24 protein-coding genes are annotated in these 26,303 nt (G+C 64.0%); 7 read left to right on the plus strand and 17 right to left on the minus strand.

Annotated elements, in window-relative coordinates; translation table 11 throughout:
• Nucleotides 1-13 precede the first annotated feature (13 nt).
• Both G8O24_RS06560 and G8O24_RS06565 read right to left on the minus strand, forming a co-directional pair.
• A complete protein-coding gene (locus G8O24_RS06560) occupies nucleotides 14-277 on the minus strand; it encodes a hypothetical protein (RefSeq protein ID WP_188097626.1) in 264 nt (87 codons plus the stop codon).
• Nucleotides 278-738: 461 nt separating this feature from the next.
• Complete coding sequence (locus G8O24_RS06565; RefSeq protein WP_188097508.1) at nucleotides 739-894, minus strand: hypothetical protein; 156 nt, start codon at nucleotides 892-894, stop codon at nucleotides 739-741.
• A gap of 567 nt (nucleotides 895-1,461) precedes the next feature.
• On the opposite strand from G8O24_RS06565, the gene G8O24_RS06570 reads away from it, so the two are divergent.
• From G8O24_RS06570 to G8O24_RS06580, 3 genes are all read left to right on the plus strand, one after another.
• Nucleotides 1,462-1,635, plus strand: a complete 174-nt coding sequence (locus tag G8O24_RS06570) for a hypothetical protein (protein ID WP_188097628.1) — start codon at nucleotides 1,462-1,464, stop codon at nucleotides 1,633-1,635.
• Between the two features lie 765 nt (nucleotides 1,636-2,400).
• Nucleotides 2,401-3,966 carry an EAL domain-containing protein gene (locus G8O24_RS06575; protein WP_244645764.1) on the plus strand — a complete coding sequence of 522 codons (1,566 nt, stop codon included), beginning with the start codon at nucleotides 2,401-2,403 and terminating at the stop codon, nucleotides 3,964-3,966.
• A 163-nt stretch (nucleotides 3,967-4,129) separates the two neighbouring features.
• A complete protein-coding gene (locus G8O24_RS06580; protein ID WP_188097631.1) occupies nucleotides 4,130-4,495 on the plus strand; it encodes a VanZ family protein in 366 nt (121 codons plus the stop codon).
• Nucleotides 4,496-4,538: 43 nt separating this feature from the next.
• Here the strand turns inward: G8O24_RS06580 and G8O24_RS06585 are convergent, their stop codons facing one another.
• The 14 genes from G8O24_RS06585 to G8O24_RS06650 form a co-directional block, all read right to left on the minus strand.
• The gene (locus tag G8O24_RS06585; RefSeq protein ID WP_188097633.1) at nucleotides 4,539-4,967 is read right to left on the minus strand and encodes a CHRD domain-containing protein; all 429 of its coding nucleotides are present in this window, start codon (nucleotides 4,965-4,967) and stop codon (nucleotides 4,539-4,541) included.
• 122 nt (nucleotides 4,968-5,089) lie between these two features.
• Nucleotides 5,090-5,374, minus strand: a complete 285-nt coding sequence (locus tag G8O24_RS06590; protein ID WP_188097498.1) for a hypothetical protein — start codon at nucleotides 5,372-5,374, stop codon at nucleotides 5,090-5,092.
• A gap of 127 nt (nucleotides 5,375-5,501) precedes the next feature.
• Nucleotides 5,502-5,948, minus strand: coding sequence for a hypothetical protein (locus G8O24_RS06595; protein ID WP_188097635.1), 447 nt, complete (start codon nucleotides 5,946-5,948; stop codon nucleotides 5,502-5,504).
• Between the two features lie 151 nt (nucleotides 5,949-6,099).
• On the minus strand, nucleotides 6,100-7,821 hold the full coding sequence (locus tag G8O24_RS06600) for a chemotaxis protein (protein WP_188097637.1): 1,722 nt from the start codon (nucleotides 7,819-7,821) through the stop codon (nucleotides 6,100-6,102).
• Nucleotides 7,822-7,826: 5 nt separating this feature from the next.
• The gene (locus tag G8O24_RS06605) at nucleotides 7,827-8,915 is read right to left on the minus strand and encodes a protein-glutamate methylesterase/protein-glutamine glutaminase (RefSeq protein WP_188097639.1); all 1,089 of its coding nucleotides are present in this window, start codon (nucleotides 8,913-8,915) and stop codon (nucleotides 7,827-7,829) included.
• Between the two features lie 18 nt (nucleotides 8,916-8,933).
• A complete protein-coding gene (locus G8O24_RS06610; RefSeq protein WP_188097641.1) occupies nucleotides 8,934-9,788 on the minus strand; it encodes a CheR family methyltransferase in 855 nt (284 codons plus the stop codon).
• Between the two features lie 140 nt (nucleotides 9,789-9,928).
• Nucleotides 9,929-11,734, minus strand: coding sequence for a methyl-accepting chemotaxis protein (locus G8O24_RS06615; protein ID WP_188097643.1), 1,806 nt, complete (start codon nucleotides 11,732-11,734; stop codon nucleotides 9,929-9,931).
• Between the two features lie 12 nt (nucleotides 11,735-11,746).
• On the minus strand, nucleotides 11,747-12,289 hold the full coding sequence (locus G8O24_RS06620) for a chemotaxis protein CheW (protein ID WP_188097646.1): 543 nt from the start codon (nucleotides 12,287-12,289) through the stop codon (nucleotides 11,747-11,749).
• A gap of 63 nt (nucleotides 12,290-12,352) precedes the next feature.
• A complete protein-coding gene (locus G8O24_RS06625; protein ID WP_188097648.1) occupies nucleotides 12,353-14,287 on the minus strand; it encodes a HAMP domain-containing methyl-accepting chemotaxis protein in 1,935 nt (644 codons plus the stop codon).
• An 83-nt stretch (nucleotides 14,288-14,370) separates the two neighbouring features.
• The gene (locus tag G8O24_RS06630) at nucleotides 14,371-16,065 is read right to left on the minus strand and encodes a methyl-accepting chemotaxis protein (protein WP_188097649.1); all 1,695 of its coding nucleotides are present in this window, start codon (nucleotides 16,063-16,065) and stop codon (nucleotides 14,371-14,373) included.
• A 41-nt stretch (nucleotides 16,066-16,106) separates the two neighbouring features.
• Nucleotides 16,107-16,568 (minus strand): chemotaxis protein CheW, encoded by a 462-nt coding sequence (locus tag G8O24_RS06635; protein ID WP_188097650.1) that lies wholly within the window; start codon nucleotides 16,566-16,568, stop codon nucleotides 16,107-16,109.
• Nucleotides 16,568-18,667: a chemotaxis protein CheA gene (locus G8O24_RS06640; protein WP_188097652.1), complete on the minus strand. Its 2,100-nt coding sequence runs from the start codon at nucleotides 18,665-18,667 to the stop codon at nucleotides 16,568-16,570. Before G8O24_RS06640 ends, G8O24_RS06635 begins: the two co-directional genes overlap by 1 nt.
• Nucleotides 18,664-19,029, minus strand: coding sequence for a response regulator (locus G8O24_RS06645; RefSeq protein WP_188097654.1), 366 nt, complete (start codon nucleotides 19,027-19,029; stop codon nucleotides 18,664-18,666). The genes G8O24_RS06640 and G8O24_RS06645 overlap by 4 nt, the downstream gene beginning before the upstream one ends.
• Nucleotides 19,029-19,352 carry an STAS domain-containing protein gene (locus tag G8O24_RS06650; protein WP_188097482.1) on the minus strand — a complete coding sequence of 108 codons (324 nt, stop codon included), beginning with the start codon at nucleotides 19,350-19,352 and terminating at the stop codon, nucleotides 19,029-19,031. Before G8O24_RS06650 ends, G8O24_RS06645 begins: the two co-directional genes overlap by 1 nt.
• Before the next feature lie 285 nt (nucleotides 19,353-19,637).
• Between G8O24_RS06650 and G8O24_RS06655 the strand changes: the two genes are divergently transcribed.
• The 3 genes from G8O24_RS06655 (at nucleotide 19,638) to G8O24_RS06665 (ending at nucleotide 23,794) form a co-directional block, all read left to right on the plus strand.
• Entirely contained in the window at nucleotides 19,638-20,771 is a 1,134-nt protein-coding gene (locus tag G8O24_RS06655; RefSeq protein WP_188097656.1) for an HD-GYP domain-containing protein, read from the plus strand.
• A gap of 184 nt (nucleotides 20,772-20,955) precedes the next feature.
• Nucleotides 20,956-21,624 (plus strand): hypothetical protein, encoded by a 669-nt coding sequence (locus G8O24_RS06660; RefSeq protein WP_188097658.1) that lies wholly within the window; start codon nucleotides 20,956-20,958, stop codon nucleotides 21,622-21,624.
• Nucleotides 21,625-21,643: 19 nt separating this feature from the next.
• Nucleotides 21,644-23,794: an adenylate/guanylate cyclase domain-containing protein gene (locus tag G8O24_RS06665; RefSeq protein ID WP_188097660.1), complete on the plus strand. Its 2,151-nt coding sequence runs from the start codon at nucleotides 21,644-21,646 to the stop codon at nucleotides 23,792-23,794.
• A gap of 109 nt (nucleotides 23,795-23,903) precedes the next feature.
• Here G8O24_RS06665 and pobA read toward each other — a convergent pair whose 3' ends face one another.
• Complete coding sequence (gene pobA, locus G8O24_RS06670; RefSeq protein ID WP_188097662.1) at nucleotides 23,904-25,076, minus strand: 4-hydroxybenzoate 3-monooxygenase; 1,173 nt, start codon at nucleotides 25,074-25,076, stop codon at nucleotides 23,904-23,906.
• A 50-nt stretch (nucleotides 25,077-25,126) separates the two neighbouring features.
• Here pobA and G8O24_RS06675 point away from each other — a divergent pair, with 50 nt between their 5' ends.
• Nucleotides 25,127-26,029, plus strand: coding sequence for a helix-turn-helix domain-containing protein (locus G8O24_RS06675; RefSeq protein ID WP_188097474.1), 903 nt, complete (start codon nucleotides 25,127-25,129; stop codon nucleotides 26,027-26,029).
• The last annotated feature ends 274 nt before the right edge of the window (nucleotides 26,030-26,303 follow it).

Genomic DNA, 26,303 nt, shown 5'->3' on the forward strand with positions numbered 1-26,303 from the left:
AATAGAAGACTGGCTAGAGGTAAGGCCGATCCACGCGGCTCTGCGCCATCCAGTCCTTCCACGCGTCTTCATGCTTGGCGTAGAGCTCCAACCAGCGCCGCTCGCCCGGAGCCGGTTGAGGACCACGCTCGATCGATATCATTTCGGTTCGGGTCGGCGCTCTATCAAGCCGTTCGAACTCGGAGGTCTCCTCGGGCGTAAGACCGATCAGAACGCGCCTGCCGCCCCCATCGACGAAATATCGTCGCGGCGCATTATTGCTCCTGACGGTAGCCATGGCGCACCTCTTTCGCGATCGACGGGCGGCTAGGATCAACAGGACACTCCCGAAAGAACCGTGCGTAATCTAGTAAGGACATGAGTGGGGGAACAATGTCGGGAGCGACGTAACCTTGCCGGTTATGGTTACCGTTGCGCGCCCTGCCATCCGTCAACCCCAGTCCGAATGCATGGCGGCTGCGACAAGGCCGGTGCCGCCGCGCCCACGCGCTCAAGGCGATCGTCGTCCCTCGCGTGCCCACGCCCCGCATAACTGACGCGCAAGTCGGCAAAGGCCGAAATCAGCAATGACGCCTGTGTCATGCAGAGCTCCCTCTGCTCGCGGATACTGCCATCTTCGTTCGCTGCACGTCTATTCTCACCCTACAGTTGTCTTTACACAACAACGATGATCGCTGATTTTTTCACCAAGGGCGGGAATTCTTGAGCAGCAATGTGCATGCTTCCCGATCGTTTGCATCACCCGATCAGCCAGAGGAAGAATTTCAGCGACAGCAGAATGATGAAATAGGCCCATCCCGCCATTGCGATCAACGCGACGCCGAGAAAAGCGCCTTCGAATGCTCGTTCTCTTATCTTCGCCAGAGGCTTCTCGGACAGCGTTTTTTGAAGCATCTCGATCTTCTTCTATTCGTATCGTTTGCACTGATCATAACCGAACGAATTCGACGATCTCGTGACGACGCGAACGAGAAGCGGCCGATGTTCAAACATGCTCCATCACGATCTCTGTCTTCAACGAATTTTGAATCGATGCGGCAACCAGCGTCGAGCGACGGAACAATATCTCCGAAGACGTCCTTGATCGATGTCCGAAGGGATTCGAGAGATTGCAACTTTCAAGAGAGTCGGTCGAACTGCATGCTCAGATTTGGTCGCCGCGCCTTGCGGCGATCGCGCCACCCTGCGGGCGACATGTCCTGGAGCTGCGGCATTGGGCAGACCGGCACGACATCCACAAAAACCCCGGAGTTGTACGGAGCCCCGGGCGCCGATTTTATCGCGGTAAGGTTGAGCAGTTAGCTTAATCCGCGTTGTTTGTTGCGAAGTCTCACCGATCGCATATCCATTTCCGCACCGGGCTTCCCCCAAGGCCCGGCCCCACCCAAGCAAAGCCGCCGAGCGACATGGGTCCGCTTGGCGGCTTTGTCGTTGTGTCGTTGCAGGAGGATTATTTCGGTTATGGCGCGGAAGCCCTGGTCGTTCAAGGAAGACCGCCGGCTCATGGAGCTGGCGAAATCTTCGACATCGCTGGAGGAAGCGGCAAAGCAGCTCGGACGATCGCCCGACGCAATCAAGCGCATGGCTTTGCGTCTCGGCCTGGCGTTGAAATCGAAGGCCGCCAAGAAGGGCTAGTGCCCATACGCCGGGTGAGCGGTAATGGGAGAGACAGGCGATTGTCGCCGGCACGAACTGGATATAGGGGCAGAACGACGCCTTTCCGGCGCCACAGCGCTCTCGATCTCCTCATCCCACGATGCTAGACTTCCCAATTGAACGTCGGTTGTTTCTCGCTGCGGACGATCGCTCGATACCTCGGTGTCCCGCCGAAGATCCGCTGGAGGATTGCACCATGGTGTCCCGTGCTCTCGCCGTAGCTTTGCTCCTGGCCCTGCCCTCGATAGCGTGGGCACAAGGCCCCGTCCGCTTCGGATTTCCCAACGGGGCGCCTTGGTGTGCTTTTGGTTTCGATTGCAGATTCCTGAATTTCCACGAATGCGCCGACTGGGTTTATGATCCCGCGCGCAACTGCCTCCGGAATCCCTACTTCGCTGCGCGCTACCCGACCAATGTCGACAAGGGCTGGTCCTACAATCGACGGTGAGGCCGCAGCTCACGGGCGCCCGCCTGCCGGGGCGACCGGCCTTCTGGGTTGCCCACGGGCTCCCGCTTGCGGATGACGGGAATTCGAGCCCGTGATGAGCGTGAGTTCCAGCGAATGGAACTGCCGGCGCCCCAGCATTATTCCTGAAACGAGCCGTTAACGGACTGTTGGCCGCTGTAGGCGACCAAACCGGCCCGCGATCGCCTTAAACCGTATTTTAGAGGCTCCAAGGTTAAGGTTATCTCATCCGTTTAACCTTCGCGGGCTGGATGAAAGCAACACGGCCGAGACTCTCGATGGCGGCGCTCGTGCTTGCAGGCATGGCGGCGTTCGCGCTCGCGGGCCACATCGCCGCGACGCGCTTCATCCATGATCAGCAAATGCGTCAGCTCCATGAGTTGACCGAAGTGGTGCTGCACCGGTCGGAACTCGCCGTCGACTTCGCGACGGCAAGCCTTGACGATCTGGCCGGCCGCGGACTTGCGACATGCGCGCCCGCTTCGCTTCAGGCGATCCGACTGCACGTCTACCAACGCTCCGCCGTGAAGGATGTCCGTCTGGTCAATTCCGACGGCTCGGTGATCTGCTCGGCCTATTCCGAGACGCTCGAATTCGACAAAGGCTGGGTCGATCGGGCGGACATGCTCGCGTCGCGCGATTCGAAATTGATGCTGTTTCGCGTCGAGCAGTTCGGTGGTGACGCACTCGGCGTGCTCAGGGACATCGGCGACAAGAAAGCGCTGGTCGCCATTCTCGGCATCAATTCCAGCCTGTTCGACATCATGCCGGCCGAGCTGCGCGCGCACGGCGAGGTGCTGCTCGCACTGAAGAACGGCGCAAGGCTCGGCGAATTCGCGCTCGAGGCCGACAAGGCGCTGACGCATGCGATCGACTTCGAAAAGAGCTCGACGCGTTATCCGCTGCGCGTGATCATCCGCATCGACAAGTCCGTGCTGTCGACATGGAACAGCCAGGCCTACTGGCCCACGATGACGGTTGCGCTCGCGCTCGGTGTCCTGTTCGGCATCCTGCTGTCACGGGCCCGGCGCATGGAAGGGCCGGTTGCCGACCTCGATCGCGCGCTGACGCGCGGCGAATTCAGGCCCTATTTCCAGCCGATCTTCGATCTGCGCACCCGCGAGATCAGAGGCTGTGAGATCCTGGCACGCTGGCTGCGTGAGGACGGCACGGTGGTGCCGCCGATGAACTTCATTCCGCTGGCGGAATCCAGCGGGCGGATCGAAGCCATGACCTGGCAGTTGCTCCACCAGGCGCTGACCGACCTCCAGCCGCAGCTGAAAGCCGACAAGGACTTCAAGCTCTCGTTCAATGTGGTGCCCAGGCATATCCTCGGCGCCGGCTTCGTCGAGACGCTCCGCAGCACCGTCGCTGCGGCACGAGTGTCCGCACGGCAGATCATGATCGAGGTGACCGAGCGCGACGAGCTCGACGATCTGACGCGCGCTGCAGCCGTGGTGGGCGAGCTGCGCGATTACGGCTTTCGCGTTGCCATCGATGACGTCGGCGTCGGCCATAGCGGGCTGTCGCGACTGAAAGGGCTCGGCGCCAACACGATCAAGATCGACAAGTTCTTCGTCGACACCATCACGGCGGACGCCTCGACCACGACCATCGTGGAGATGCTGGTGGCGCTCGCCAGAGATTTCCACATGACCGTGGTAGCGGAAGGCATCGAGACCGAGGAGCAGGTCCGCGCCCTGGTTTCGTGCGGCGTGGGAGAAGGGCAGGGCTACCTCGTTGCAGCGCCTCTACCCTTTGCCGGTTTTTGCGAATTGATGGCGTCGCAGCGCACCGCCGCCGCAATTTCAGCTCAGGCTGCCGGCGCCGTGCTGGTCGCCTGACTGATCCGGCTGGCCCGCGTTCGGACGACCGGGCAAGACGCCGCCACCGATACGTCCCCTTGGGAGCCACCAGTCGGTTGCAAGCCATCCACGATGTGCGCACTCTTAACGATGTTATCCGCTTTTGGGAGCGGCGCGCCGGCCGAGCGGCTATGATGCCGAAATGCGCCGAAATCATCTCATCGCAGCGGCGGCCATCTGCCTTGCGCTGATCGTCTACGCCACACTGGCCACGCTTGCTGGCAGGCCGGTCCTGCTCGGCCATGCCGAAGCCTATTGGGTCGTCGTCATCGAGCGCTTCAGCGCCTATTGCCTGCTCGGCTTCCTGCTGTCCTTTCTGCTGCCGGGACGCTTCGGGCTGGCTTGCGCATTCGTGGTCGCCGTCGCCATCGGGCTCGAAGTGTTGCAGGCGATGGTGCCCGACCGCGATCCGGCGTTCATCGACGTGCTGCAAAAGGCCGCCGGCGGCACCCTCGGCGTCATCCTCGCCCAGACCATTCTGGCTTTCCTGCCCAGACCACCGTCCTGACGCGGGCGCGGCCTCGGCGCACATCGCGGCGATGCGCGGCAGCTTACTTGGCCATCTGCACGCGCAGGTCACCGCCTGGATTGGCTGCGGTATGAATGTTCGTATTCCATTTGCCGGCCAGCAGATCGGCAGCCTGCGCCTCGGTGAGGGTCGCGGTGCCCTGGATCGGACTTTGCGTCGACTTGAACGGCAGCGCGATGCCGGCGTTCTTGCCGGCTTCGCTCGGTCCATGGAAATGCGCGCCGAGCGCCGGCCCGGTCAGACCTGCGTAGGTGACGGTGTAGGTGAGGAGCTTCGTCTCGGTGTCGAACGCCGCCTCGGCCTTGCCCGAGCCGGAACTCGTATTGGGCGGCACTTCGTTGCCGCCCTTGAGTTCCGCATGCAATTTGACGAGTTCGGCCCTGGCCGCCGTCACGAGAAGATGCGGAAGCACAAAAACCAAGGCACCGACCAGGTACACGGCTCTCATCATGGCAACCTCCCAGCCCGGATCCCGTTGGTCCCGACCTGCTCCAGCGTGAAACCCTGGAGGTCGCGCCAAATCCGGCCGACTGATTATGCCTGATTCGAACGACCGCCGCCGAAGCGACGGACCTACACCGCGTCGCGCTTGAAATCCCCTTGATCGGAGATGAAGCCGCGGGACATCTGCCGATGCGTATCGCGGAGCGCCGAGATCGCCTCGTCAAGATCGGATTCGGTGTTGCGAATGCCCTCGAAGAACCGGTTCATCAGGGCGAAGTTCAGCTTGACGCGGGTGTTGCCATCGCGGCTCCTGCGGCGATCGAGCGCCCAATGCAGCGCCTGCACCCGGGCCTCGCCGGCACTACAGCCGCAAAGCATCCCGAGTTCGTCATAAGTCATCCAGATCTGAGGCATGTCCCTGTCCGCCTTTTGTTGTGAGCCTCAACCTAGATTTCACACCTAAAAGCACTCTTGCCGAGGTGCGGGCATCACACGCTTTCGCGCGAACAGCGTCAACGCAATGCTAAAGCTCGGATGAACATCAGGACGCAGGAGGCCTGGCGGGCCCGAACGGAGGCCGTGGCCGCGATCTGCTGTCGAGGACCTTGGGCAATGTGTCGGCATTGAGCTTCACGACCGCGCATTTGGCGTCGCCTGCAACGGCGTCTTCCTGGCTGTAGATCAGCGTCGCCTCGAACTTGATATCAGGCACCTCCCTCGCCGCCCCCGAGCAGGTCGCCATCGCGCCGGCGCAGAGGCCGGACAGATCGACCTCGACCTCGTCAGGACCGAACACGCTCGGATTGCCCTCGGTATGCCGCTTCACGGTGAGGATGGCGGTGAAGCGCTGCTGATCGACCCGATAGGAGCCGCCATAGGTGAAGAAGCTGTCGCGGCCGGAGATCCGTCCATCGGACAACTCGACAAGCCCCGTGCCTTGACCACGTGGGGTCCTGAACCAGGCAGCGTATTTGCCGTCTCTGAGCATGAACAATATCCGTCGTGAAATTCAAACGTATTTGCGACCAACTGTGGGGCGCGACAATGGCCGACGTGGCGCGCATTGCGCCACGGTTAACGTCCTGCAAAATCAATCCGTCAAATTGCCGGCGCCGCATGCGCGCGCCGCGGTGGCGAGCCTAAAACAGCTCGATGCCGTCATCCGCCGGCGCGACTTCCTCGACCGGGCGCGCGGCCGCTGTCGACGAATCCCCGAGGGTTCCGAGGAATTCGCGGTGGACGTAGCGCTGCCGCTCCGTCCGGTAGTGCGCGAAGGGATCGTCGAGCAGCTCCTCGTCCTGGGGCTGCGTCCGATGCGTACCTGCGCTTGCGGTCTCGTGGAGTGCCGCGACGGCGGGCTGCGCCGCGGAGCTCTCGCCGAGCGAGCTCATCAAACCCTGCGCCGAGTTCATCAACCCCTCGAACTCCGCTCCTTCGTCCACGAGCCGGCTCATCAGCTTGCCGAGCCGTTCGTTCCCGGTCTCGACCTCGCGCAGCGCCCGAAGGATCTGCGGCTCGAGATTGGCAAGCTGGGTCGGATCACCCTGAACCCGAAGGTCCTTCAATTGGCTGGCGGAGCGCTCAATGCCATCGAGGACGGGCCGCAAGCGCCCGGCGCCCGCCGAGACCTGGTCGGCGGTCGCCTTGAGCTCGTTGGCGATGACGACGAAAGCGCTGCCACGGCTGCCGAGATGGCTCGCCTTGAGACCCGCATTCATGCCGATCAACGTGATATCGACCGTGGCTTCGGCCAAGCCCGCTATCGCTTGGCGAAATTTCGCCAGCGTCTCCTCGACGACCGCCAGCGCCTCGTCGACCGAGCGGCCAGCGCTCTCGCAAGTTGCGATCAGGGTCGAGGCCTGAGCCAGCCGCTGCTTGATACGGGTCAGGAACGACGACGAGGAACCATTCTCGCCGCCGAACAGCGAGCTGCCGTGAGCGACGACTCTTCCCGCGTCATTCAGGATCGCCGCCAGTGCCCGGATGATCTGACCGATGTCGCCGCTAAACTCGCGCTGGGCGTCCCTGAGCTGGGCCGCCTCAAGCTTGCGGATTGCGTGCGCGCCGTCTTCGCTTGCGACCGCCCCCGGGACGAGGCTCGGCTCCGAGCTGGATGAGAGGCGCAGGCCATGGCAGACATGTTCCAGGCGTTGCCGCGTGCTGTCGCCGGCCTGCAAGGAAATGATCGCGCTGCCGACGGCCTCGGCGATCTTCCGCGTGCTGCCGCTCGCGAGGTCGGCGAGATGGCTGCTCTTGCTGCGCTGGTCACGCAGGCCGTAATAGGCCGCGCCAAGCTCGGCGCTCTCGGCGATCAGTTGATCGCCATAGCGGCTCTCGAACTCCTTCTGCCGACCCGAGGCGGTGGCAACCGCTTCCGATAGATGCTGCTGGTCCCGCGCGCAGCCCTCGATCGAGCCCTGCACGGCCTTGCCCAGATCGTAAGCTTCCTGCGTGAAGGCGAGAAAGCCCTCGCGATCGCCCTCGAGCGACGCCGCCTCGATCCGCGCGCTACGCGCGATGATGGTGATCATCTGGACATGCTTGAACAGCGGCTTCAGCAGCGCAGATGCCTCGGTCGTGCTCTTTCCGATCATCGCGAGCAGCGCGCTCTCGGAAGGCAGCGCCGGCGCCAGCTCTCTGAGCCGCGCCGCGATCTCCTGCAGGGCGGTTGCGGCTCCTTCGCTCTCCTCGCCGGAGAGTGCGCCGGACAGGGAGGCGAGGCCCAGATTGAGCTCCTTGCACATGATGTGGCCACGACCGAGCTCGTGGCCGACGCGCGCAAACACGTCCTCGATGCGCGACGAGACGTCCTCGACCGCAGCGATGGTCTCAGTCAATTTGCCGGTCGAAATGGCGGTCATCGCGCTCAGCCCGTCACCACGTGCCCGGCCTGGTACCAGTGCATGATCTCGCGCGAAATGTGGTGCAGCGGAACCACCTTCTCGACCCCGCCATGGGCGATGGCTTCCTTGGGCATGCCGAACACCACACAGCTCTCTTCGTCCTGCGCGCGGGTCGCGGCGCCGAGCTTGCGCATCTCCAGCATGCCGCGTGCGCCATCGTCGCCCATGCCGGTCATGATGACCCCGAGCGCATTGGCGCCGGCATGCTGGGCCGCGGAGCGAAACAGCACATCGGCGGAGGGACGATGCCGCGACACCGGCGGGCCGTCCTTGATCGCGACCTGGTAGCGGAGGCCGATGCGCTGGACCAGCATGTGGTGGGCGCCCGGCGCGATATACGCGCAGCCCGGCAATACCGGCTCGCGATCCTCCGCTTCCTTGACGCGGATCTGGCAAACGCTGTCGAGACGCCTGGCGAAGGCAGCCGTGAAGCCAGCCGGCATATGTTGCACGATCAGGATGGGAGGACAGTTCGCCGGCAGCATTTCGAGAACGTCGTTGAGCGCCTCCGTGCCCCCGGTCGATGCCCCGATGCACACGATGCGCTCGGTCGTCGGTCGAACCTTGCCTTGCACCGGCGGCGGGATGATAGCGTCCGCCGTCAGCTTCTTCTCGATCGCCCGTCGCTCCGCGCGCGGCCGCACGCGCGCGCGCGCTGCCGATTTCACGGCTTCGCGCAGCCGCGTCGAGCACTCGAGCAAGGCCTGTCTCGTGTCGATCTTCGGCTTCGGCACGATGTCGACGGCGCCGGCCTCGAATGCCTCGAACATCACGTTCGAGCCCTCCTCGGTAAGCGAAGAACAAATGATCACGGGGATCGGACGCTGCGCCATGATCTTGCGCAGGAACGTCATGCCGTCCATCCTCGGCATCTCGAGATCGAGAATCATGACGTCTGTGATTTCGTCCTGCAGACGCCGCGCCGCTACGAACGGATCGGACGCCGTCGCCATCACCTCGATGTCGGGATCGTCATTGAGGATCGTCTGAAGGATTTGGCGCACCGACGCCGAATCGTCCACGATCAGTACGCGAACTTTCTCCCTCGGCATGATGACATGTGCTCCCGGTCAGACCTGGAAAATGGTCGGCTGAACCTGCTTCAAGCCTGGAACGGCACTGTGTATCATCGATTCGGAATGTCCGACCAGCAGATATCCTCCCGGCCGAAGGTGGCTGCAGAGCTGTTCGACGACCTTTCGCTGCGTCGGCTTGTCGAAATAGATCAGCACGTTGCGGCAGAAGATCATGTCGACATCCCGGTCGACGGGATAGGACGGATCCATCAGGTTCATCCGCATGAAATGCGTCATGCGCCGCAATTCCGGAACCACCCGCACCTCGCCGCGCGATTTGTCGCGCGAGGAGAGAAAATACCGCTTCACGAACGGCTCCGGCACGGGCGCCAGCACGTCGCGGGTGTAGATCGCGGTCTTGGCGAGCCGCAGAACCGCGGTCGAGATGTCGGTTCCGACGATGCGATACTGGAACCGCGATCCGCTCCGCGCCATGTCGTCCAGCACCATGGCGATGGAGTAGGCCTCCATGCCGGTGGAGCTCGCCGAGCTACAGACGTTCAGATTCGCGTTTCTGCGGCCGTGCGACTTGAGCAGCGACGGGATGGCGATCTCCCGCATGAAGTCGAAGTGCTGCGGCTCGCGGAAGAAATCGGTCTTGTTGGTCGTCACCACATCGATCAGATGGGTGAGCTCGGTCTCGAAATGATCGGCCTCGAACAAATTGTCGACATAGTCGTTCAGGTCGGAGAAATTCAGCGCGCGCACCCGCTTGTGCAGGCGCCCCTCCAGCATCAGCCGCTTGCCCTGCGGCAGCTTGATGCCGACCTGGCCCTCGATCAATTCGGCAATGGTCCGGAAATGCCGGTCCGACAGGTGCACGTCCGTAGCCTGCACGGCGGGGATCATGGCCGCCAGCCTCGGCCCCGAAGGCGAGCACGCAATGAATGTCGGGCCAGACGGGCCATATTGAATCCTACGCGTTTACGCGACAACAGAAGATGGATAGGTCCACCCCGGAAGCGAGGTGGACCTATCCTTCGAAAATCTCAGCGCTGAAAATCGGCGTCCCGATCATCCTCGCCGTCGTTCAAGTCAAAAGCAAAGCCGCCGCCGCCCGCCACCTTCATCGCGCGCGCCGGCTTTGACTGCGGTTTCTTGGCGGGACGTTCAGTCGCCGCCATGGTTGCAGCCTTGGCACGGAGCTGATTGACGGCGCGGTCGATCGGCGCCGCAGCAGGATTCCTTCCGCCATGCTCGATACGGAAATAGGCGATCGTCGACTGAAGCTGCTCGGCCTGCGAGGCAAGCTCCTCCGACGTGGAGGATACCTGCTCGGAGGCGCTGGCGTTCTGCTGTCCGACCTTGTCGAGCTGCTGGATGGCCTGGTTGATCTGGGCCGAACCGACGTCCTGCTCACGGCAGGCCGCGGTGATCTCCTCGACCAGCTCGGCGGTCTTCTTGATGTCGGGAACGAGTTTGGCGAGCATGGAGCCGGCCTCCTGCGCGACCTTGACGGTGTCGGCCGAAAGCGTGCCGATCTCGGCTGCGGCGGCCTGGCTGCGCTCGGCAAGCTTGCGTACTTCGGAGGCAACCACCGCAAAGCCCTTGCCGTGCTCGCCGGCGCGCGCGGCCTCGACCGCCGCGTTGAGCGCGAGCAGATCGGTCTGGCGGGCAATCTCTTGCACGATGGTGATCTTCTCGGCGATGGTCTGCATCGCGTTGACGGCACGCCCGACGGCCGCACCGCTCGCCTCCGCATCCTTGGCGGACTGGGCCGCGATCTTCTCGGTCTGGTTGGCGTTGTCGGCGTTCTGTTTCACGTTGGACGCCATCTCCTCCATCGAGGAGGATGCTTCTTCGGCGGAAGAGGCCTGCTCGGTCGCGCCTTGCGAGAGCTGCTCGGCGCGCGCCGACAGCTCCTGGCTGCCCGCGGAGACGTTCTGGGCCGCCGTCAGCGCTTCCGCGACGATCTGGCGGAGCTTCTCGATCATGCGCTCGAGTGCCAGGCCAAGCGTATCCTTGTCCGACAGGGGCTTGGCTTCGATGGTGAGATTGCCTTGGGCGATCTCGTTGGCGACCGCCGCGGTTGCGTTCAGGTTCACCGTCATCGCCGTCAACGATTTGACGAGGTCGCCGACCTCGTCATTGCTCGAGACCTCGATCTTGTGGCTGAGATCGCCGATTGCGACCGCATCCGCGAGGTTAACGGCGCGGCTCAGTCCGCGGCTGATGTTCAGCGCGATCCAGGTCGCGGCGCCCACGGCCCCCAGCAATGACCCCAGGACGAGGCTGACCCGCATCAGCTGGGCGCGAGCACCGTCCTCCCTGGCCTGCTCCGAACGATCCGCCATCAGCTTTCGCAGAAAGACGACGTATGCGTCCAGCGCCGCCGTCGACTCGACGACCGCCTTGCGAACCTCCACGGTCGACAGCTCGACCGCCTTTGCCCTGTCGGCTTTTGCCAGGTGCAGCGCCTGATCCTCGACGCTGTTCATGTGCGCGTAGGCTCCGGAGAATTTGTCGAGAATTTTCTTGCCGTTCTCGGTGGCAACGGCGTGAACCTCGTCCCTAGCCTGCATCATTTTCGCGCGAAGGCTGCCAATCTCGGTGTTGAAACGGTCCACCTCGCTGTCTGAGCTCGCCAGCAGCGCGTTCTTTTCAGCGCGCACCTGCTGCAGGATCAACTCCTTCAACTGACTGGCTTTGTCCAGGCGTCCTGCCGCCGCCGTCAGAACCTCGGTCGTCGCAGCCATATCGGTCAGTTTGACGTAGCCGACTGCACCCGCGATGGCGGACAGCAGAATGACGAGGCCGAAGGCACTCGCAAGCTTCGCTTTGACGGTGAATCTCATTTGTATGGCTCGTTATCTGGGCGTGAAAGGGGTTGCTACGCTTGGCGACGCTTTACTGCTACGCGGGCAGGCGGCGCAGGAGGCGTCGACCGACGCTTCGCGCCCCTCGGGAAATTCATCACTGGCCATCAGCTTCGCGAGATCGAAGATGACGACGAACTTCGCGCCCTTGCGGCCGATGCCGGCGGCATAGGCGGACTGCCATTTTCCACCCACTTCGGGGATCGGCTCGATCGCCTGCTCGTCGATATCAGTCACCTCGAACACGCAATCGGCAACGAAGCCGACGCCGACGAGGCGGTCCTTCATCGGCACGTCGAGGATGATGATGCGGGTTGCCTCGGTGGCGGCAGCGGCCGCCAGACCGAGCTTGGTCCGGAGATCCACGATGGGGTAGCCGGCGCCGCGAACGTCGATCATGCCGAGCAGGAAATTCGGCGCATGCGGCAGGCGCGAGATCGGCCGCATGTCGAGAATTTCCCGCACGTTGCGGATGCTGATGCCGAACGTCTCGCCGGCGAGCCCGAGCGTCAGATATTGCGAGGTTGCGGCCATGATATAGTCCACCCGGTCACGAGATTTCGAGAAGGCCGCCCGACCGCGAGGTCGGGCCGCCGGCTAACGCTGAAACTCCGCATCGCGATCGTCGTCGGCATCGTTCATGTCGAAGGCAAAGCCGCCGCCATTGGCCGCCTTGAGCGCACGCGCCGGCTGCCTCACGGCCGCAGGCTTCTTCGCGCCGCGATCGGCCACGGCCATGTGTGCGGCCTTGGCACGGAGCTGGCCTACCGCGCGATCGATCGGCCCAGCCGCAGCCTTTTCCCTGTGCGCCGCCTGCTCGATCCGGAAGAACGATATCGTCGACTGGAGCTGCTCGGCCTGCGAGGCGAGTTCTTCCGAAGTCGACGACACCTGCTCGGAGGCACTGGCGTTCTGCTGGCCGACCTTGTCGAGCTGCTGGATCGCCTGGTTGATCTGCGAGGAACCGACATCCTGCTCGCGGCAGGCGGCGGTGATCTCCTGCACGAGCTCGGCGGTCTTCTTGATGTCGGGCACGAGCTTGGCCAGCATGCCGCCGGCCTCCTGCGCGACCTTGACGGTCTCCGTCGACAACGTACCGATCTCGGCGGCCGCGGCCTGGCTGCGCTCGGCGAGCTTGCGCACCTCGGAGGCGACAACCGCAAAGCCCTTGCCGTGCTCGCCGGCGCGCGCGGCCTCGACGGCCGCGTTGAGCGCGAGCAGGTCGGTCTGGCGGGCGATCTCCTGCACGATGGTGATCTTCTCGGCGATGGTCTGCATCGCGTTGACGGCGCGACCCACGGCGGCGCCGCTGGCTTCCGCGTCCCTGGCCGATTGCGCGGCGATCTGCTCCGTCTGGTTGGCGTTGTCGGCATTCTGCTTCACGTTGGAGGCCATCTCCTCCATCGAGGACGACGCCTCTTCCGCAGAGGAGGCCTGCTCGGTCGCGCCTTGCGACAGCTGCTCGGCGCTGGCGGAGCGCCCCCGGCTGCCGGACGAAACGTTCTGGGCCGCCGTGATTGCTTCGGTGACGATCTGCCTGAGCTTTTCGACCATGGTCTCCAGCGCGATGCCCAGCTTGTCCTTGTCGGAAATGCGCTTGGCTTCGACCATGAGATTGCCCCGCGCGATCTCGTTGGCGACCTCCGCATTGGTGTTCAGGCTCGCGATCATCCGCTCCAGGGCGATGCCCAACGTGTCCTTGTCGGACAGACGCTTGGCTTCCACGGCTAGGTTGCCCAGCGCGACCTCGTTGGCGATCGCGGCCGTCGCGTTGAGATTTGCGGTCTCCCCATTCAGCGGCCTGACGAGATCACCGCCCCCGTCGTTGCTCTTGACGTCGATCGTCTGCCTGCGAGCGCCGATTGCGACCGCATTCGCCAGCCCGACGGCCTTCGGCAACGCGCGGCTGATGCTGAGCGCAATCAGGGTCGCAGCAGCGTCGCCGAGGAGCAAGGAGGCGATCAGGATGCTCAAGAGCAGCATCTGGGCGTGGCTGCTCTCCACCCGCGACTGTTCAGCCCGCTCGTCCATCAGCTTCTTGAGGAAGCCGACATATTCATCGAGGCTCTTCGATGCCTCGGCGACGGCCTTGCGAACCGGTCCGGTCGATTGCTCCAGAGCCTTGGCCTTGTCGGATCGCGCGAATTTAAGGGACTCGTCCTGGGCGGCATTCACGTCGCGGTAAAGCGGCGAGAACCGGTCGAGCATCTTCTTTCCGGTTTCGGTGGCGGTCGCGTAGATGTCATCCTTCGTCTTGAGCAGGTCCTCGCGAATCTTGCGTACCTCACCGGCGTAGCGCTCGACGTCGCTGTCTGACTGCGCCAGGATCGCGTTCTTTTCGGCGCGGATTTGAAGCAGCAGATCCTTCTGCAACTCGTCGGCCTTCGCCGATCGTCCGGCGGCTCCAATCAGCACCTCGGTGGAGTTGGCCATATCGGCGAGCTTCAGATAGGCGACGCCACCCGCGATCATGGAGAGGAGCAGGACGGCACCAAAAGCAGTCGCCAGCTTTGCTTTGACGGTGAAGCGCATATTTCAGAACCTTCGGGCCAGGCCCGGTTTGATGTTGGAATTCGCGAGCGACATCACTTGCTGCGCCCGTCCAGCAACAACACTTATCGTTGGAACTCGGCGTCGCGGTCGTCTTCGCCGTCGTCCATGTCGAAGGCAAAGCCGCCTCCGCCACCCGCGGCCTTCAGCGCCCGCGCGGGCTTGGCGGCCGGCTTCCTGCCGCGGCCGTCGGCGTCGGCCATCTTTGCGGCCTTGGTACGAAGCTGGCTGACGGCGCGGTCAATTTCCTGAGGAGCTGCTTTCGTCTTGCGCGAGCCCTCCTCGATCCGAAAGAACGAGATCGCCGACTGCCGCTGCTCGGCCTGCGAGGCGAGCTCTTCCGAGGTCGAGGACACCTGCTCGGACGCACTGGCGTTCTGCTGGCCGACCTTGTCGAGCTGCTGGATCGCCTGGTTGATCTGGGCCGATCCGACGTCCTGCTCGCGGCAAGCCCCCGTGATCTCCTGGACCAGTTCGGCCGTCTTCTTGATGTCGGGCACGAGCTTCGACAGCATGGAGCCCGCTTCCTGGGCGACCTTCACGCTTTCCGTCGACAACGTGCCGATCTCGGCCGCCGCAGCCTGGCTGCGTTCGGCGAGCTTGCGCACTTCGGAGGCGACGACGGCGAACCCCTTGCCGTGCTCGCCGGCGCGCGCGGCCTCGACCGCGGCGTTGAGCGCGAGAAGATCGGTCTGCCGTGCGATCTCCTGCACGATCGTGATCTTCTCGGCGATCGTCTGCATCGCGTTGACGGCGCGGCCGACGGCGACGCCGCTGGCTTCCGCGTCCTTGGCCGACTGCGCCGCGATCTTCTCGGTCTGGTTGGCGTTATCAGCGTTCTGCTTCACGTTCGAGGCCATTTCCTCCATCGAGGACGAGGCTTCCTCGGCAGAAGAAGCCTGCTCGGTCGCACCTTGCGAGAGTTGCTCGGCGCTGGCGGAGAGCTCCTGGCTACCGGCCGAGACGTTTTGCGCCGCGGTGATCGCTTCGGCGACGATCTGCCGGAGCTTGCCGACCATCAGGTTCAGTGACCGGATGAGATCGCCGATCTCATCGTTGCTGGCGGAGGGAATGGTCTGGCTGAGATCACCATTGGCCACGGCGCCGGCGAGATTGACCGCGCGGCCGAGCGAACGGCTGATCGCAATCGATATCCACAGAGCCGCGCCCACCGCAACCATCAGCGACACGCCGAGAAGCGTCATCAGCAGGAATTGCGCCTGATGTCCCTCCTCCTTCGACGCGAGGGCCTGGTCGGCCATCTGCTTCTTGGTGTTCTCGACATAGGCGCCCATCGACTCGAGCGCTTCGTTCACGACCTTGCGGCCCTCATTGGTCGAGCGGTCCGCCGCCTTGGCCTTGTCGGTCCTGGCGATCCGGATCGTCTCTTCCTGATAGGCATTCATTTTGGCGTATGTCGCGGCAAAGCCGTCGAGCAGCTTCCTGCCCGCCTCGCTCGCCAGGGCGTAGACCTCGTCCCTGGTCTTCAAGGCTGCATCGCGGCGCTTGGCGGCGTCAGCCGCCGCCAGTTCGACTTCGCTTTCACTGCCGATGATGGCATTCTTTTCCGCGCGGAGCTGGATGAGAACGTCCTTCTCGATCTCCATCGCCTTTTCCATGCGCTTTGCGCGCAGGACCATGCTGTCGGCGGTTGCCATCATGTCGCCGAGCTTCATATAGGCGACGCCGCCGGCGACCATGGACAGGACGATGACCAGGCCGAACGCACTGGCCAGCTTCGCCTTAACCGTAAATCTCATCTTCAGCCCCTGCCCCTCAGACCTCTCGCGAGGCCCTTATTTCAATTCAGAATGCGTTCCATGTTCGGAACGATGACGAACTCTTCACGCCACTTCGCGATGAAACGAATGAACTCGGGCTTCCAGTGCATGCCGACGCGCGGCGTCTGCTGCACGGCGGTCTGCGAGATCTCCGTGACCTCATAGACCTTGTCGGCGGTTACGCCGACGAGCACCGGTTCGTTGTCGAGCTCGATCTCGATCACCACGATCCGCGTATCGGCGGAATCCTCGAGCTGCGGCATGCCGAAGCGGATACGCAGGTCCGCAAGCGGAATGACATTGCCGCGCACGTTGATCACGCTCGGAACGAACGACCGCGCGCCGGCGACCTTCGTCACCGGCACGGGGTCGATGATTTCGCGGACAAGCCCCGCATCGAGCGCAAACTTCTCTTCGCCGAGACCGATCATCACGACCTGCATCGCGTCGACCTGGTGTTCCGCCGCCAAAGCTTCGGTCATTACGCCGCCTCGCTGATATGCTGCTTCTCGACCTTCGACTGCGCCAGCGCGACCAGCTGCGCGACGTCGAGGATCAGTGCCGCTGTGCCGTCGCCGAGGATGGTCGCTCCGGAGAAGATCGTGACATCCGAATGCAGCTTGGAGAGCGACTTGATCACCGTCTGGTGGTTGCCGATGATCTGATCGACGACGAGGCCGACGCGGGTCTCACCGGTCGAGATGATGATCGTCTTCTGGTGGCGATCCGGCAAGCCGGTCGACGACATGATCTCGCGCAGACGCAGGAAGGGAACGAGATTGCCACGTACGTTGAGGAAGTTGCGGCCTCGCGAGCGCTCGTCCTCGGCGGTCAGCTCGACGCATTCCTCGACCGCCGACAGCGGAATGATATAGCGGCCTTCGCCGACGCGAATCAGAAGACCTTCGATGATCGCAAGCGTGAGCGGCAGGCGCAGCGTCACCGTGGTGCCCTGGCCGGGCCTGGTCGACAGGTCGATCGTGCCGCGCATATTCTCGATGGTGCGCTTGACCACATCCATGCCGACGCCGCGGCCCGACAGCGCCGAGATGGTCTGCGCGGTCGAGAAGCCGGGATGGAACAGGAACTGGTGGATCTCGTGATCGGTGAGCACCGCGCCGGCCGCGATCAGCCCCTGCTCTTCCGCTTTCGCGCGGATGCGGGCTGTATTGAGGCCGCCGCCATTGTCCTTGACGGTGACGAGCACTTGCGCGCCGGAATGCACGGCCGCGAGCTCGATCCGGCCCTGCTCGGTCTTGCCATTGGCGGCGCGGGTCGCGGTGTCCTCGATGCCGTGGTCGATGGCATTGCGGATCAGGTGCACGAGCGGATCGGCCAGACACTCGATCATGGTCTTGTCGAGTTCGGTGTCCTCGCCCGAGGTGACGAACTCGACCGGCTTCGACAGATCGCGCGACAGGTCGTGGATCAGGCGGCGGAAGCGGCCGAACCGCGAACCGACCGTCCCCATCCGCGCGCCCATCGTGGTGTCGCGCAACGAGGAGGCGCGACGCTCGATTCCCTCGGCGATCATCTTGATCGAAAGATCGGAGCCGGAAGCCGCAAGCTGGCTCAGCCGCGCCTGCGCGATCACGAGCTCGCCGACCCGATCCATCAGCTCGTCGAGACGCTCGGCCTGGACACGGACGGTGGCGATGCCGCGCTCGTCGCGCTTGGCTTCGGCCTTCGGTTCAGGCTTCGGCTCGGCTTTGACTTCGACATTGGTCTTGGATTGAGACTGCGCCTTTGCGACGGGCTGCTCGACAACGGGGACCGCAACGGCCTCGACGACCGGCGCAGGCATCTCGGCCGCTGCGATCGGGTCCTCGTCGAGCAGCTGCAACGGCGGCGCCGGCGCAGGCACTTCGACATGCTCGAGCGGCGAGAGCGTCAGCTTCATCTCGTCCGAGACGAACATGAAGACGTCGTCGATCGCGTCCTTGTCGCAAGCCGCATGCAGCTTGACGTCCCACTTCAGATAGCAGTCTTCCGGCTCCATTTCGTCGAGGAACGGAACGCCGTCGGTGATCGGCACGACGAAACAGGGACCGAGCTTGCAGAGATCTTCCAGAAGATCGAGCGGGTTCGAGCCGTTGCGCAGAATGTGGGATTCGAATTCCAGATGAAGGTGCCAGCCGGCCTGCTTGCTCTCGACGGGGGCCAGCGGCGGCGCTCCGGCGACTTCGACAACGGCCGCGGCAGACTGATCGGACGAGACGAAGCGCTTGAGATCGTCGAGGATGGCCTCGCCGATGATGTCGTCGGTCGACTGAGGATTCTCGATCAGCGCGCGGATATAGTCCTTGGCGGCGAGCGCGACCGAGATCAACTCCTGGGTCGGCCTGATCTCGCCCTTGCGAACGCGATCGAACGCGGTCTCGAATTCGTGGGTGAAGGAAGCGACCTTGTCGAAGCCGAACATCGCGCCCGAGCCCGTGATCGTGTGCAGGGCGCGGAAGGCGGAGTCGACCAGCTCGCGGTCGTCGGGCCGCTGGCCAAGATCGAGCAGGGCCCCTTCCAGGACCTCGAACAGCTCGCTGGCTTCCTGCCGAAAGACCTCGGTCGGGTCCATCGCACTCATGCGCGCACCAGTTTTGCGACGACAGCGAGCAGCTGCGCGGGCTTGAACGGTTTGGTGATCCACCCCGTGGCGCCGGCGCTCTTGGCCTCCTGCTTGACCGTATCGTTGGATCCGGTGGTCAGGAAGACGATGGGCATGCCCACCGCGCTCGGAAGCTTGCGCAGCGCCTTGATCAACTCCAGCCCGTTCATGACGGGCATGTTGAGATCGGTGATGACGAGGTCGGGTTTGCCGGCCGGCGCCTGGCCGAGGCCTTGAGCGCCGTCACCCGCCTCGATCACACTGTGACCGGCCGGCTCGAGCACGACCTTGATCATCTGCCGGATGCTGGGCGAATCGTCGACGGTCAGAATCGTGGCCATTAGGTGCCATCTTTCTTTTGCGGGAAGTGCTGATCAATCATCGCCTCGCTGGCGAAACCGGCGCGGCGAAGAGTGTTACGCAGAGATTGGGAAAAGGACGTCAAGACCACCGGGCGGCCCTGGGCATCGCCGGTCTTGGCAGCAGACAGCAGAAGCTGGATCGAGGTCACGTCGGCCTTGTCGACGCTCGAACAGTCGATCTCGAGCCGGTCCTGCCGGTTGAAGGCTTCACGGATCAGGTCATAGACACTACGGATCGCAGCGATGCTGCAGTCCGCAGGCAGCCGTAGGGACCACTTCGGCGCAGTGACATCAGACGACATTCGTCCCCCAATTTCCGGAGATTCGCTGCACGCATGACGCGAATCTGACATGAGGACTATTCGCTTCGGAGTGTGTGCAAACCCCTAATGAACCCGTCCGTACAACTACGGGTCACAATCCGCGAAATCTCGCGTCTGCATGCAGGCGTGCATAGCCCGCCCAAATCTCATGCGTTGCGCGCAACGTTGAGGCGGCGCGGCGCCGCACGGATGTTTGCTTCACGTTAAATCGCACCGGCTATTTGTCGAGATCGCGCCTCGCCATCCGAACGAGCCCGGCCGCCGATGCTGACCCAAGCGCTTCTGGTTGACGACAGCCGCTCTGTCCTCAATTTCCTGAAACGTCATATCGAAGCGGAGGGCCTCGTCGAGGCCACAGCATTTCTCGACCCTGTCGAGGCGCTGGCCTGCGCGCGCGAGCGTGGCTTCGACCTCGTGCTCGTCGACTACGAAATGCCTCATATGGACGGGATCAGCTTCATCCGCGCGCTTCGTGCGCTGCCTGGCTGCACCGACATTCCGATCGCGATGATCACCTCGCGTCAGACCGACGACGTCAAAATGGAAGCGCTGCAGGCAGGTGCAACCGATTTCCTGCCGAAGGCCCCGCAAAGCGTCGAGATGACGGTGCGCTTGCGGAATTTGATTCAGCTTGGTGCAGCCGTACGCAAGCTCAACGATCGCGCCGCACATTTGGCAAGCGAAGTCGCAGCCGCAACACGCAAGCTCGGCGAGCGCGAGGAAGAGATCATCCTGCGGCTCGCGCTCGCGGTCGAATATCGCGACAACGATACGGGCGAGCACACGCTGCGGGTCGCGCGCTACAGCCGGATCATCGCCGAGCAGCTCGGCCTTCCCGCCCGGCTCTGCCGTGACATCTATCTCGCCGCCCCCTTGCACGACGTCGGCAAGGTCGCCATTCCCGACAACCTCCTGCTCAAGCCGGGCAAGTTGAGCAACGACGAGATGGCGGTGAGCCGCACCCACGCGACGATCGGCGAGAGGATTCTCGCCGATTCCAGCTGCGAGCTGATTCAGCTCGGCGCACAAATCGCCGCAGGCCATCACGAGCGCTGGGACGGCGCCGGCTATCCGAACGGCCTCAAGGCGGAGGAGATCCCGATCGCCGCGCGCGTGGTCGCCGTCGCCGACGTCTTCGACGCCTTGACGACGCGACGGCCATATAAAGAGCCGATGCCGTTGGCATTGGCCCGTGACTATCTGATCGAAAACCGGGGACGGCAGTTCGACCCGGCCTGCGTCGAAGCCTTTCTGTCGCGCTGGGATGAGGTGGGGGCGAACGCCGCGCACACCGGCCCCCGCCTGGCCGACATCGGGCCGGGGCTGGCACCCCTTATATTGGGAGCGCCCGGGGCCCCGCCGGACCAGGACCGCGCGCCGGAGACCTCTCCTAGCTGACCTTGCGCATGCAATGTCGGTTCGCCGCGACGCCGTTTTCTGCCATCAACGGTTTGAACCTGTTCCTGCCGGGGTGCACCAATGCCGAGAGTGATTCTGATCACACTGGCCGGGGGGCCCCCTTGCTAGGCTCGCGCCGGGACGCGGATTCCTCGCCTACCGATCGAACTGGATGAGAGAAGTCATGAAAAGCCTGATCGGCGCCATCGTCGGCGTGTTTTGCCTGAGCGCGCCGGCCGTCGCGGAAACGCCGGCCGCCCTCGTCGAGGACGTCCAGGGCAAGATCGACGGCATCGAATTCATGGACTATGTGGCGCCCGGCAAGATCATCAAGCTTGGCCACAAGGCCGGCATCCCGCTCAGCGTCCTCAAGTCCTGCCTGCGCGCGAGCATCACCGAAGGCGTCGTTCTAGTCGGAACCGAGCAAAGTACCGTGCAACTCGGCAACGTCCAGCGCGTCAAGGTGCCGTGCGATACCAACGCGGTGCAGCTCTCCGAGCACGAGGCGAACCAGAGTGCGGCGACCACGTTCCGCACCATGCGAGCCGACGCCGGCAGCACGCCGGCCAAGCTGCCGACGATCTACAGTGTCGCACCGCTGATCCAGGCCAAGAGCGGCAGCACGCTGGTGATCGAACGCACCGACGGCAAGGAGCCGGCGATCAGCGTGCCGCTCAGGAGCGACAACATGGTGGCCGGAAAGTTCTATGACTTTGCGAAAGCCGGAAAGTCGCTGACGCCGGGCGGCAGCTATCTCGCCAAGCTCGGCACCAAACGCCACACATTCCAGGTCGACGCAAGCGCGACCTCGTCGCCGACGCCGATCATCGGCCGTCTGCTGCGACTGGAATAGACGGCGCGCGTCAGCAGCGATGCGGCGGATCGGCAGGCGGAACATCGTTGCGACGGTCCTGATGGCGCTGGTTGCGGGCGCGGCGTTCGCGTCCCCGCCGCTTCAGAGGCTGCACGGTCTCTCGCTCGACCTTCTCACGACCCTACGCTGGAACTCGATCGGCGACCGCCGCGATGTCGCGACGTCGCCGGTGGTGGTCGTGGCGATCGACGGGGAGACCTACGACACGCCGCCTTTCAAGGGATCGCCGACGCAGACCTGGACCCGCGAAATCGGCCGGGTGCTCGGCGGCATCGCCGACGGGGGCGCCAAGGTCATCGGCTTCGACGTGATCTTTCCGAGCTCGATCGAGCAGTCGGAGATCCCCTTTGGCGACGCGTCATTCGGCAGCCGTGTGAAGGGCTTTGACCGGGACTATCTCATTGCTCTGAAGAAGCTCTCCGACACCGGCAAGCTCGTGCTTGGCGAGATTCTGAGCAACGACCATCCGGAGAGGCCGGATCGCGCGCAGCAACTGGCGGTGAGAAACAACATCCGCGCCCTCAACGTTCATTCCGGCGCCGACAACGTGCTCCGGCGGATGCCGCTGAGAGTTTCCATCGAGGGCCAGCCGCGGCCCGCGGTGGCCGTCGAGCTCGCCGCACGTTCGCTCAGTACCAGGCCCGAGACCGGGCCAGCCGGCGTGACGAATTTGTCCGGCTATGCGATCCCGAGCGCGGTCACCAACACGCTGACGCTCAACTTCCGCGGCATGGGCCGCGACATTCCGGCCTATTCCTTCGCCGATCTGCGCGCCTGTCTCGAGAAGGGAGACACCGACTTCTTCCGCCGCGCCTTCGGCGGCAAGATCGTGCTGCTCGGCAGCATCCTCAATTTCGATGACCGCAAGCTCACGTCGATGCACCTGACCGGTGGATATGACGGTGTGCCGGCGGCGCGATGCGCCCTGCCCGCCCCGGCCAGCACCGCGCGAGCGGCCCGCGGCACGGTCGCCGGCGTCTTCGTCCATGCCACCGCCGTCAGAAATCTGATCGAGCATGATGCCGTCACCGAGCCTGGCTCTTTACTACGGCTGGTTCTGGCGATCCTGTTCGCGGCGATCAGCGCCGGCGCCGCCTGCGGGCTGGCTCCGACCGGGGCGGCGATCACCTGGTTTGCGCTCACCGTCGCCTATACGGCCGTCGCCGTCGGCACATTCGCGCATGCCATCGCGCTGCCGCTGACCGAGCCCGTGCTTGCGGGCCTCACGGCGCTCGCCATGATGATCGGCTACCGCTTCGTGATCGCCGACCGCGAGGAGCGCTTCCTGCGCAAGAGCTTTGCGTTCTATCTCGCCCCCGAGGTGATCGACGGCATGGTGGCCTCCGGCAAGATGCCGGTGCTCGGCGGCGAGATGCGTGACATCACCATGTTCTTCTCCGACCTCAGCGGCTTCTCCTCGATCGCCGAGAAGATGACGCCCGCCGAGCTGGTCGCGCTGATGAACGAGTATCTCTCCGCCATGACCGACATCATCGAAAGCCATGGCGGCTATGTCGACAAATATATCGGCGATTCCATCGTCGCCATGTTCGGCGCGCCGGCCGACGATCCCGATCACGCAACGCATGCGGTTGCGGCAGCGCTGCAATGCCGCGCCCGGCTCGAGGAGCGCAACGGCAGCCATCCCGCCTTCCACGGCCGCGGCCTCGCCCACCGCATCGGGCGGAACAGCGGCGAGGCCGTGGTCGGCAATATCGGTTCGCGCCGGCGCTTCAACTACACCGTCATGAGCGACACGGTGAACCTCGCCTCACGGCTCGAGGGCGCCAACAAATATTTCGGCACCGTGATCATGGTGTCCGAGGCGACCGTCAATCGAAGCCGCGGCGCTTACACCTGGCGCGAGCTGGACCTGGTCCGGGTGCAGGGGCGCGACGAGCCGATCAGGGTGTACGAACCTCTCGCCGAGAAGAACAGAGAGACGCAAGAGCAAGGCATGCGCGCGGCGGCCTATGCCGGCGGCCTTGCGTGCTGGCGCGCGCGCGTTTTCGCGAAGGCCCCCGCGCTGTCCGAAAGCGCCGCCGCGGATGATCCGCCGTGCCGTTACTTCGCCAGACGCGCGCGGGCGCTGGCTGCCAATCCACCGCCGGCCGATTGGACGCCGGTGAATATGCTGGAAGGGAAGTAGCGGCTGCCTAGAGCGTTTTCGAGCGAACTGGATACCGGTTCGCGTCAAGAAAACGCGTCAAAACAAGAATCTAGAGCCCCGTGCCGATGCCATCGGAACGGAAAAGGCTCTAGAACGGCAGCCCGACATAGTTCTCCGCCAGGAGCCGCTGCGCCGTCTCTGACGACAACAGATATTCGAGCTCCGTCTGCTGGAGCCGGTCTTCATATTCGGAGCGATCCGGGAAACGGTGCAGCATCATCGTCATCCACCACGAGAAGCGCTGCGCCTTCCAGATCCGCGCCAGTGCCTTGGCGGAATAGCCCTTCAGCCCGGCATCGTCGCCGTCCTGATAATGCGCGAGCATGGCGTGGTAGAGATAGTAGATGTCGGAGGCCGCACTGTTGAGCCCGCGCGCGCCGGTCGGCGGCACGATATGGGCGGCGTCGCCAGCGAGGAACAGACGGCCGTAGCTCATCGGCTCGGCGACGAAGCTGCGCAGCGGCGCGATGCTCTTTTCGATCGAGGGTCCGGTGATCAGCCGTGCGGCAACCTCGTCCGGCAGACGACGCTTCAGCTCGGCCCAGAACGCATCGTCCGACCAGTCCTCGACCGTGTCGGTGAGCGGCACCTGGACGTAGTAGCGGCTCAGCACCTGTGAGCGCAGCGAACACAGCGCAAAGCCGCGTTCGTGCTTCACATAGATCAGCTCCGGCGACACCGGCTTGGTTCGCGACAGCACCCCTAGCCAGCCGAACGGGTAGACCTTCTCGTACTCCCGCAGCACGTCCTTCGGGATCGACTTGCGGCTGACGCCGTGAAAGCCGTCGGCGCCGACGATGTCGTCGCAATCGACGCGAATGGTGGCACCGGTCGCGCGATAGGTCATGTAGGGCCGGTCCGACGTCAGATCGTGCGGCGTCACGTCCTCGGCATTGTGCACGACCTTGCCGCCGAGACGGTCACGCGCCTCGTAGAGGTCGCGCGTCAGCTCGGTCTGGCCATAGACCAGCACCGAATTGCCGCCGGAATGCCTGTGCAGATCGATGTGGGAGAGCACGCCGTCATGGGCGATCTCGAAGCCCTTGTGGATCTCGCCCTCCAGGTCCATCCGCTCGCCGCATTGCGCCTCGCGCATCAGCCGCGCAAAGCCGTGCTCGAGCACACCGGCGCGGATGCGGGCCAGCACGTGGTCGCGGCTGTATTTCTCCAGCACGATCGTGTCGATGCCCTTCAGGTGCAGCAGCTGAGACAGCAGCAATCCGGACGGCCCACCGCCGATGATGCAGACCTGAACTTTCATTTTTGCGTCCTCCCGTCGGCACTTTTTTGCAGATTCCGCAGGCGGGACCGATGGAGGCTTTCGCCATTATCTTGTACAATTCGAACATGAGAAGCGCAGTTCCCGCCCCGGCCATCCGGGTCTACAACCTGTTCGGCGAAGCCGGCGACCTGCCTGATGTCGTCCATTGCGAGACGATTGCCTCGCGCTCGGTGCTGCACGACTGGAAGCTCGCGGTGCACCGGCATGCCCGGCTGCACCAGGTGCTGCTGATCGAGCGCGGCGGCGGCGAGGCCACGCTCGACGGCCGCCTGGTTGCCTTGAAGCCGATGCAGATCGTCAACGTGCCGGTCGGCCACGTCCACGGCTTCCGCTTCATTCCGGGGACCCTGGGCTGGGTCCTGACCATCGCCGCGGAAATCCTCGACGAGGCGCTGCTCGCCGCCGAGGGACTCCGCGGCGTGCTGGCGCGATCCGCCGTGGTGCGCGGCACACCGCAGATCCGGGCCACCATGAAGCAGATCTTCGCCGAGCACGCCGCACGCGATTTCGGCCGCGCGCATGTGCTGCGTGCGCTGTCGGCGGCCATGGTCGGCCTCGTGGCACGCGCGCTGTCGGGCGAAAGCGGCGGCAGCGGCAGCGCGGAGTCAAACCTGTTCCGCCGCTTCGAGGCCCTGCTCGAACAGCATCATCTGGAGCGCTGGAGCGTTGCGGACTATGCGAAGGCGCTGGCGATCACGCCGACCCATCTCAACCGCGTCACGCGCGCGGCGACCGGCGATACCGCCTCGCACCTGATCCTGAACCGGCTGATCCGCGAGGCGCGACGCAACCTCGTCTATACCAATCTGCCGGTCTCGACGATCGCCTACGCGCTCGGCTTCGAGGATCCGGCCTATTTCAGCCGGGTCTATGCCGCGGCGACCGGACTGTCGCCGCGTGCCTTTCGCGCGCAGCTTCACGGGGACGAATAGCGCCCCCTTGCAAACGGCGCGGCCATCCCCTATGTACGCGCCTCACTTTGTAATCAGGCAACCGACAATGCGGCAGTCACAGCAAGCATCAGTGCTGATGATGACGGCAGGGCTAATGCCCTGGTCCGCCGTGGATCTGCTTTGCGCCTGAACGAACGTCACACCTGACAATCGAAGCGGCCCGGAGCGGATACGGCTCCGGATGCCGGTCGAGCTCTCGCGGTGTCCCGAGTCGTGCAAATCCAGCACGGGAGCTCGAGCACCACAGGTGTCC

The sequence above is a fragment of the Bradyrhizobium campsiandrae genome (genome assembly GCF_014529705.1).
In the GTDB taxonomy this organism is placed as follows: Bacteria; Pseudomonadota; Alphaproteobacteria; order Rhizobiales; family Xanthobacteraceae; genus Bradyrhizobium; species Bradyrhizobium campsiandrae.

What these genes read in the sequence shown, in the direction of transcription:
- G8O24_RS06560 (WP_188097626.1), bottom strand. Translation starts at nt 277, where the DNA reads ATGGCTACCGTCAGGAGCAATAATGCGCCGCGACGATATTTCGTCGAT.
- G8O24_RS06565 (WP_188097508.1), bottom strand. Translation starts at nt 894, where the DNA reads ATGCTTCAAAAAACGCTGTCCGAGAAGCCTCTGGCGAAGATAAGAGAA.
- G8O24_RS06570 (WP_188097628.1), top strand. Translation starts at nt 1,462, where the DNA reads ATGGCGCGGAAGCCCTGGTCGTTCAAGGAAGACCGCCGGCTCATGGAG.
- G8O24_RS06575 (WP_244645764.1), top strand. Translation starts at nt 2,401, where the DNA reads ATGGCGGCGCTCGTGCTTGCAGGCATGGCGGCGTTCGCGCTCGCGGGC.
- G8O24_RS06580 (WP_188097631.1), top strand. Translation starts at nt 4,130, where the DNA reads ATGCGCCGAAATCATCTCATCGCAGCGGCGGCCATCTGCCTTGCGCTG.
- G8O24_RS06585 (WP_188097633.1), bottom strand. Translation starts at nt 4,967, where the DNA reads ATGATGAGAGCCGTGTACCTGGTCGGTGCCTTGGTTTTTGTGCTTCCG.
- G8O24_RS06590 (WP_188097498.1), bottom strand. Translation starts at nt 5,374, where the DNA reads ATGCCTCAGATCTGGATGACTTATGACGAACTCGGGATGCTTTGCGGC.
- G8O24_RS06595 (WP_188097635.1), bottom strand. Translation starts at nt 5,948, where the DNA reads ATGCTCAGAGACGGCAAATACGCTGCCTGGTTCAGGACCCCACGTGGT.
- G8O24_RS06600 (WP_188097637.1), bottom strand. Translation starts at nt 7,821, where the DNA reads ATGACCGCCATTTCGACCGGCAAATTGACTGAGACCATCGCTGCGGTC.
- G8O24_RS06605 (WP_188097639.1), bottom strand. Translation starts at nt 8,915, where the DNA reads ATGCCGAGGGAGAAAGTTCGCGTACTGATCGTGGACGATTCGGCGTCG.
- G8O24_RS06610 (WP_188097641.1), bottom strand. Translation starts at nt 9,788, where the DNA reads ATGATCCCCGCCGTGCAGGCTACGGACGTGCACCTGTCGGACCGGCAT.
- G8O24_RS06615 (WP_188097643.1), bottom strand. Translation starts at nt 11,734, where the DNA reads ATGAGATTCACCGTCAAAGCGAAGCTTGCGAGTGCCTTCGGCCTCGTC.
- G8O24_RS06620 (WP_188097646.1), bottom strand. Translation starts at nt 12,289, where the DNA reads ATGGCCGCAACCTCGCAATATCTGACGCTCGGGCTCGCCGGCGAGACG.
- G8O24_RS06625 (WP_188097648.1), bottom strand. Translation starts at nt 14,287, where the DNA reads ATGCGCTTCACCGTCAAAGCAAAGCTGGCGACTGCTTTTGGTGCCGTC.
- G8O24_RS06630 (WP_188097649.1), bottom strand. Translation starts at nt 16,065, where the DNA reads ATGAGATTTACGGTTAAGGCGAAGCTGGCCAGTGCGTTCGGCCTGGTC.
- G8O24_RS06635 (WP_188097650.1), bottom strand. Translation starts at nt 16,568, where the DNA reads ATGACCGAAGCTTTGGCGGCGGAACACCAGGTCGACGCGATGCAGGTC.
- G8O24_RS06640 (WP_188097652.1), bottom strand. Translation starts at nt 18,667, where the DNA reads ATGAGTGCGATGGACCCGACCGAGGTCTTTCGGCAGGAAGCCAGCGAG.
- G8O24_RS06645 (WP_188097654.1), bottom strand. Translation starts at nt 19,029, where the DNA reads ATGGCCACGATTCTGACCGTCGACGATTCGCCCAGCATCCGGCAGATG.
- G8O24_RS06650 (WP_188097482.1), bottom strand. Translation starts at nt 19,352, where the DNA reads ATGTCGTCTGATGTCACTGCGCCGAAGTGGTCCCTACGGCTGCCTGCG.
- G8O24_RS06655 (WP_188097656.1), top strand. Translation starts at nt 19,638, where the DNA reads ATGCTGACCCAAGCGCTTCTGGTTGACGACAGCCGCTCTGTCCTCAAT.
- G8O24_RS06660 (WP_188097658.1), top strand. Translation starts at nt 20,956, where the DNA reads ATGAAAAGCCTGATCGGCGCCATCGTCGGCGTGTTTTGCCTGAGCGCG.
- G8O24_RS06665 (WP_188097660.1), top strand. Translation starts at nt 21,644, where the DNA reads ATGCGGCGGATCGGCAGGCGGAACATCGTTGCGACGGTCCTGATGGCG.
- pobA (WP_188097662.1), bottom strand. Translation starts at nt 25,076, where the DNA reads ATGAAAGTTCAGGTCTGCATCATCGGCGGTGGGCCGTCCGGATTGCTG.
- G8O24_RS06675 (WP_188097474.1), top strand. Translation starts at nt 25,127, where the DNA reads ATGGAGGCTTTCGCCATTATCTTGTACAATTCGAACATGAGAAGCGCA.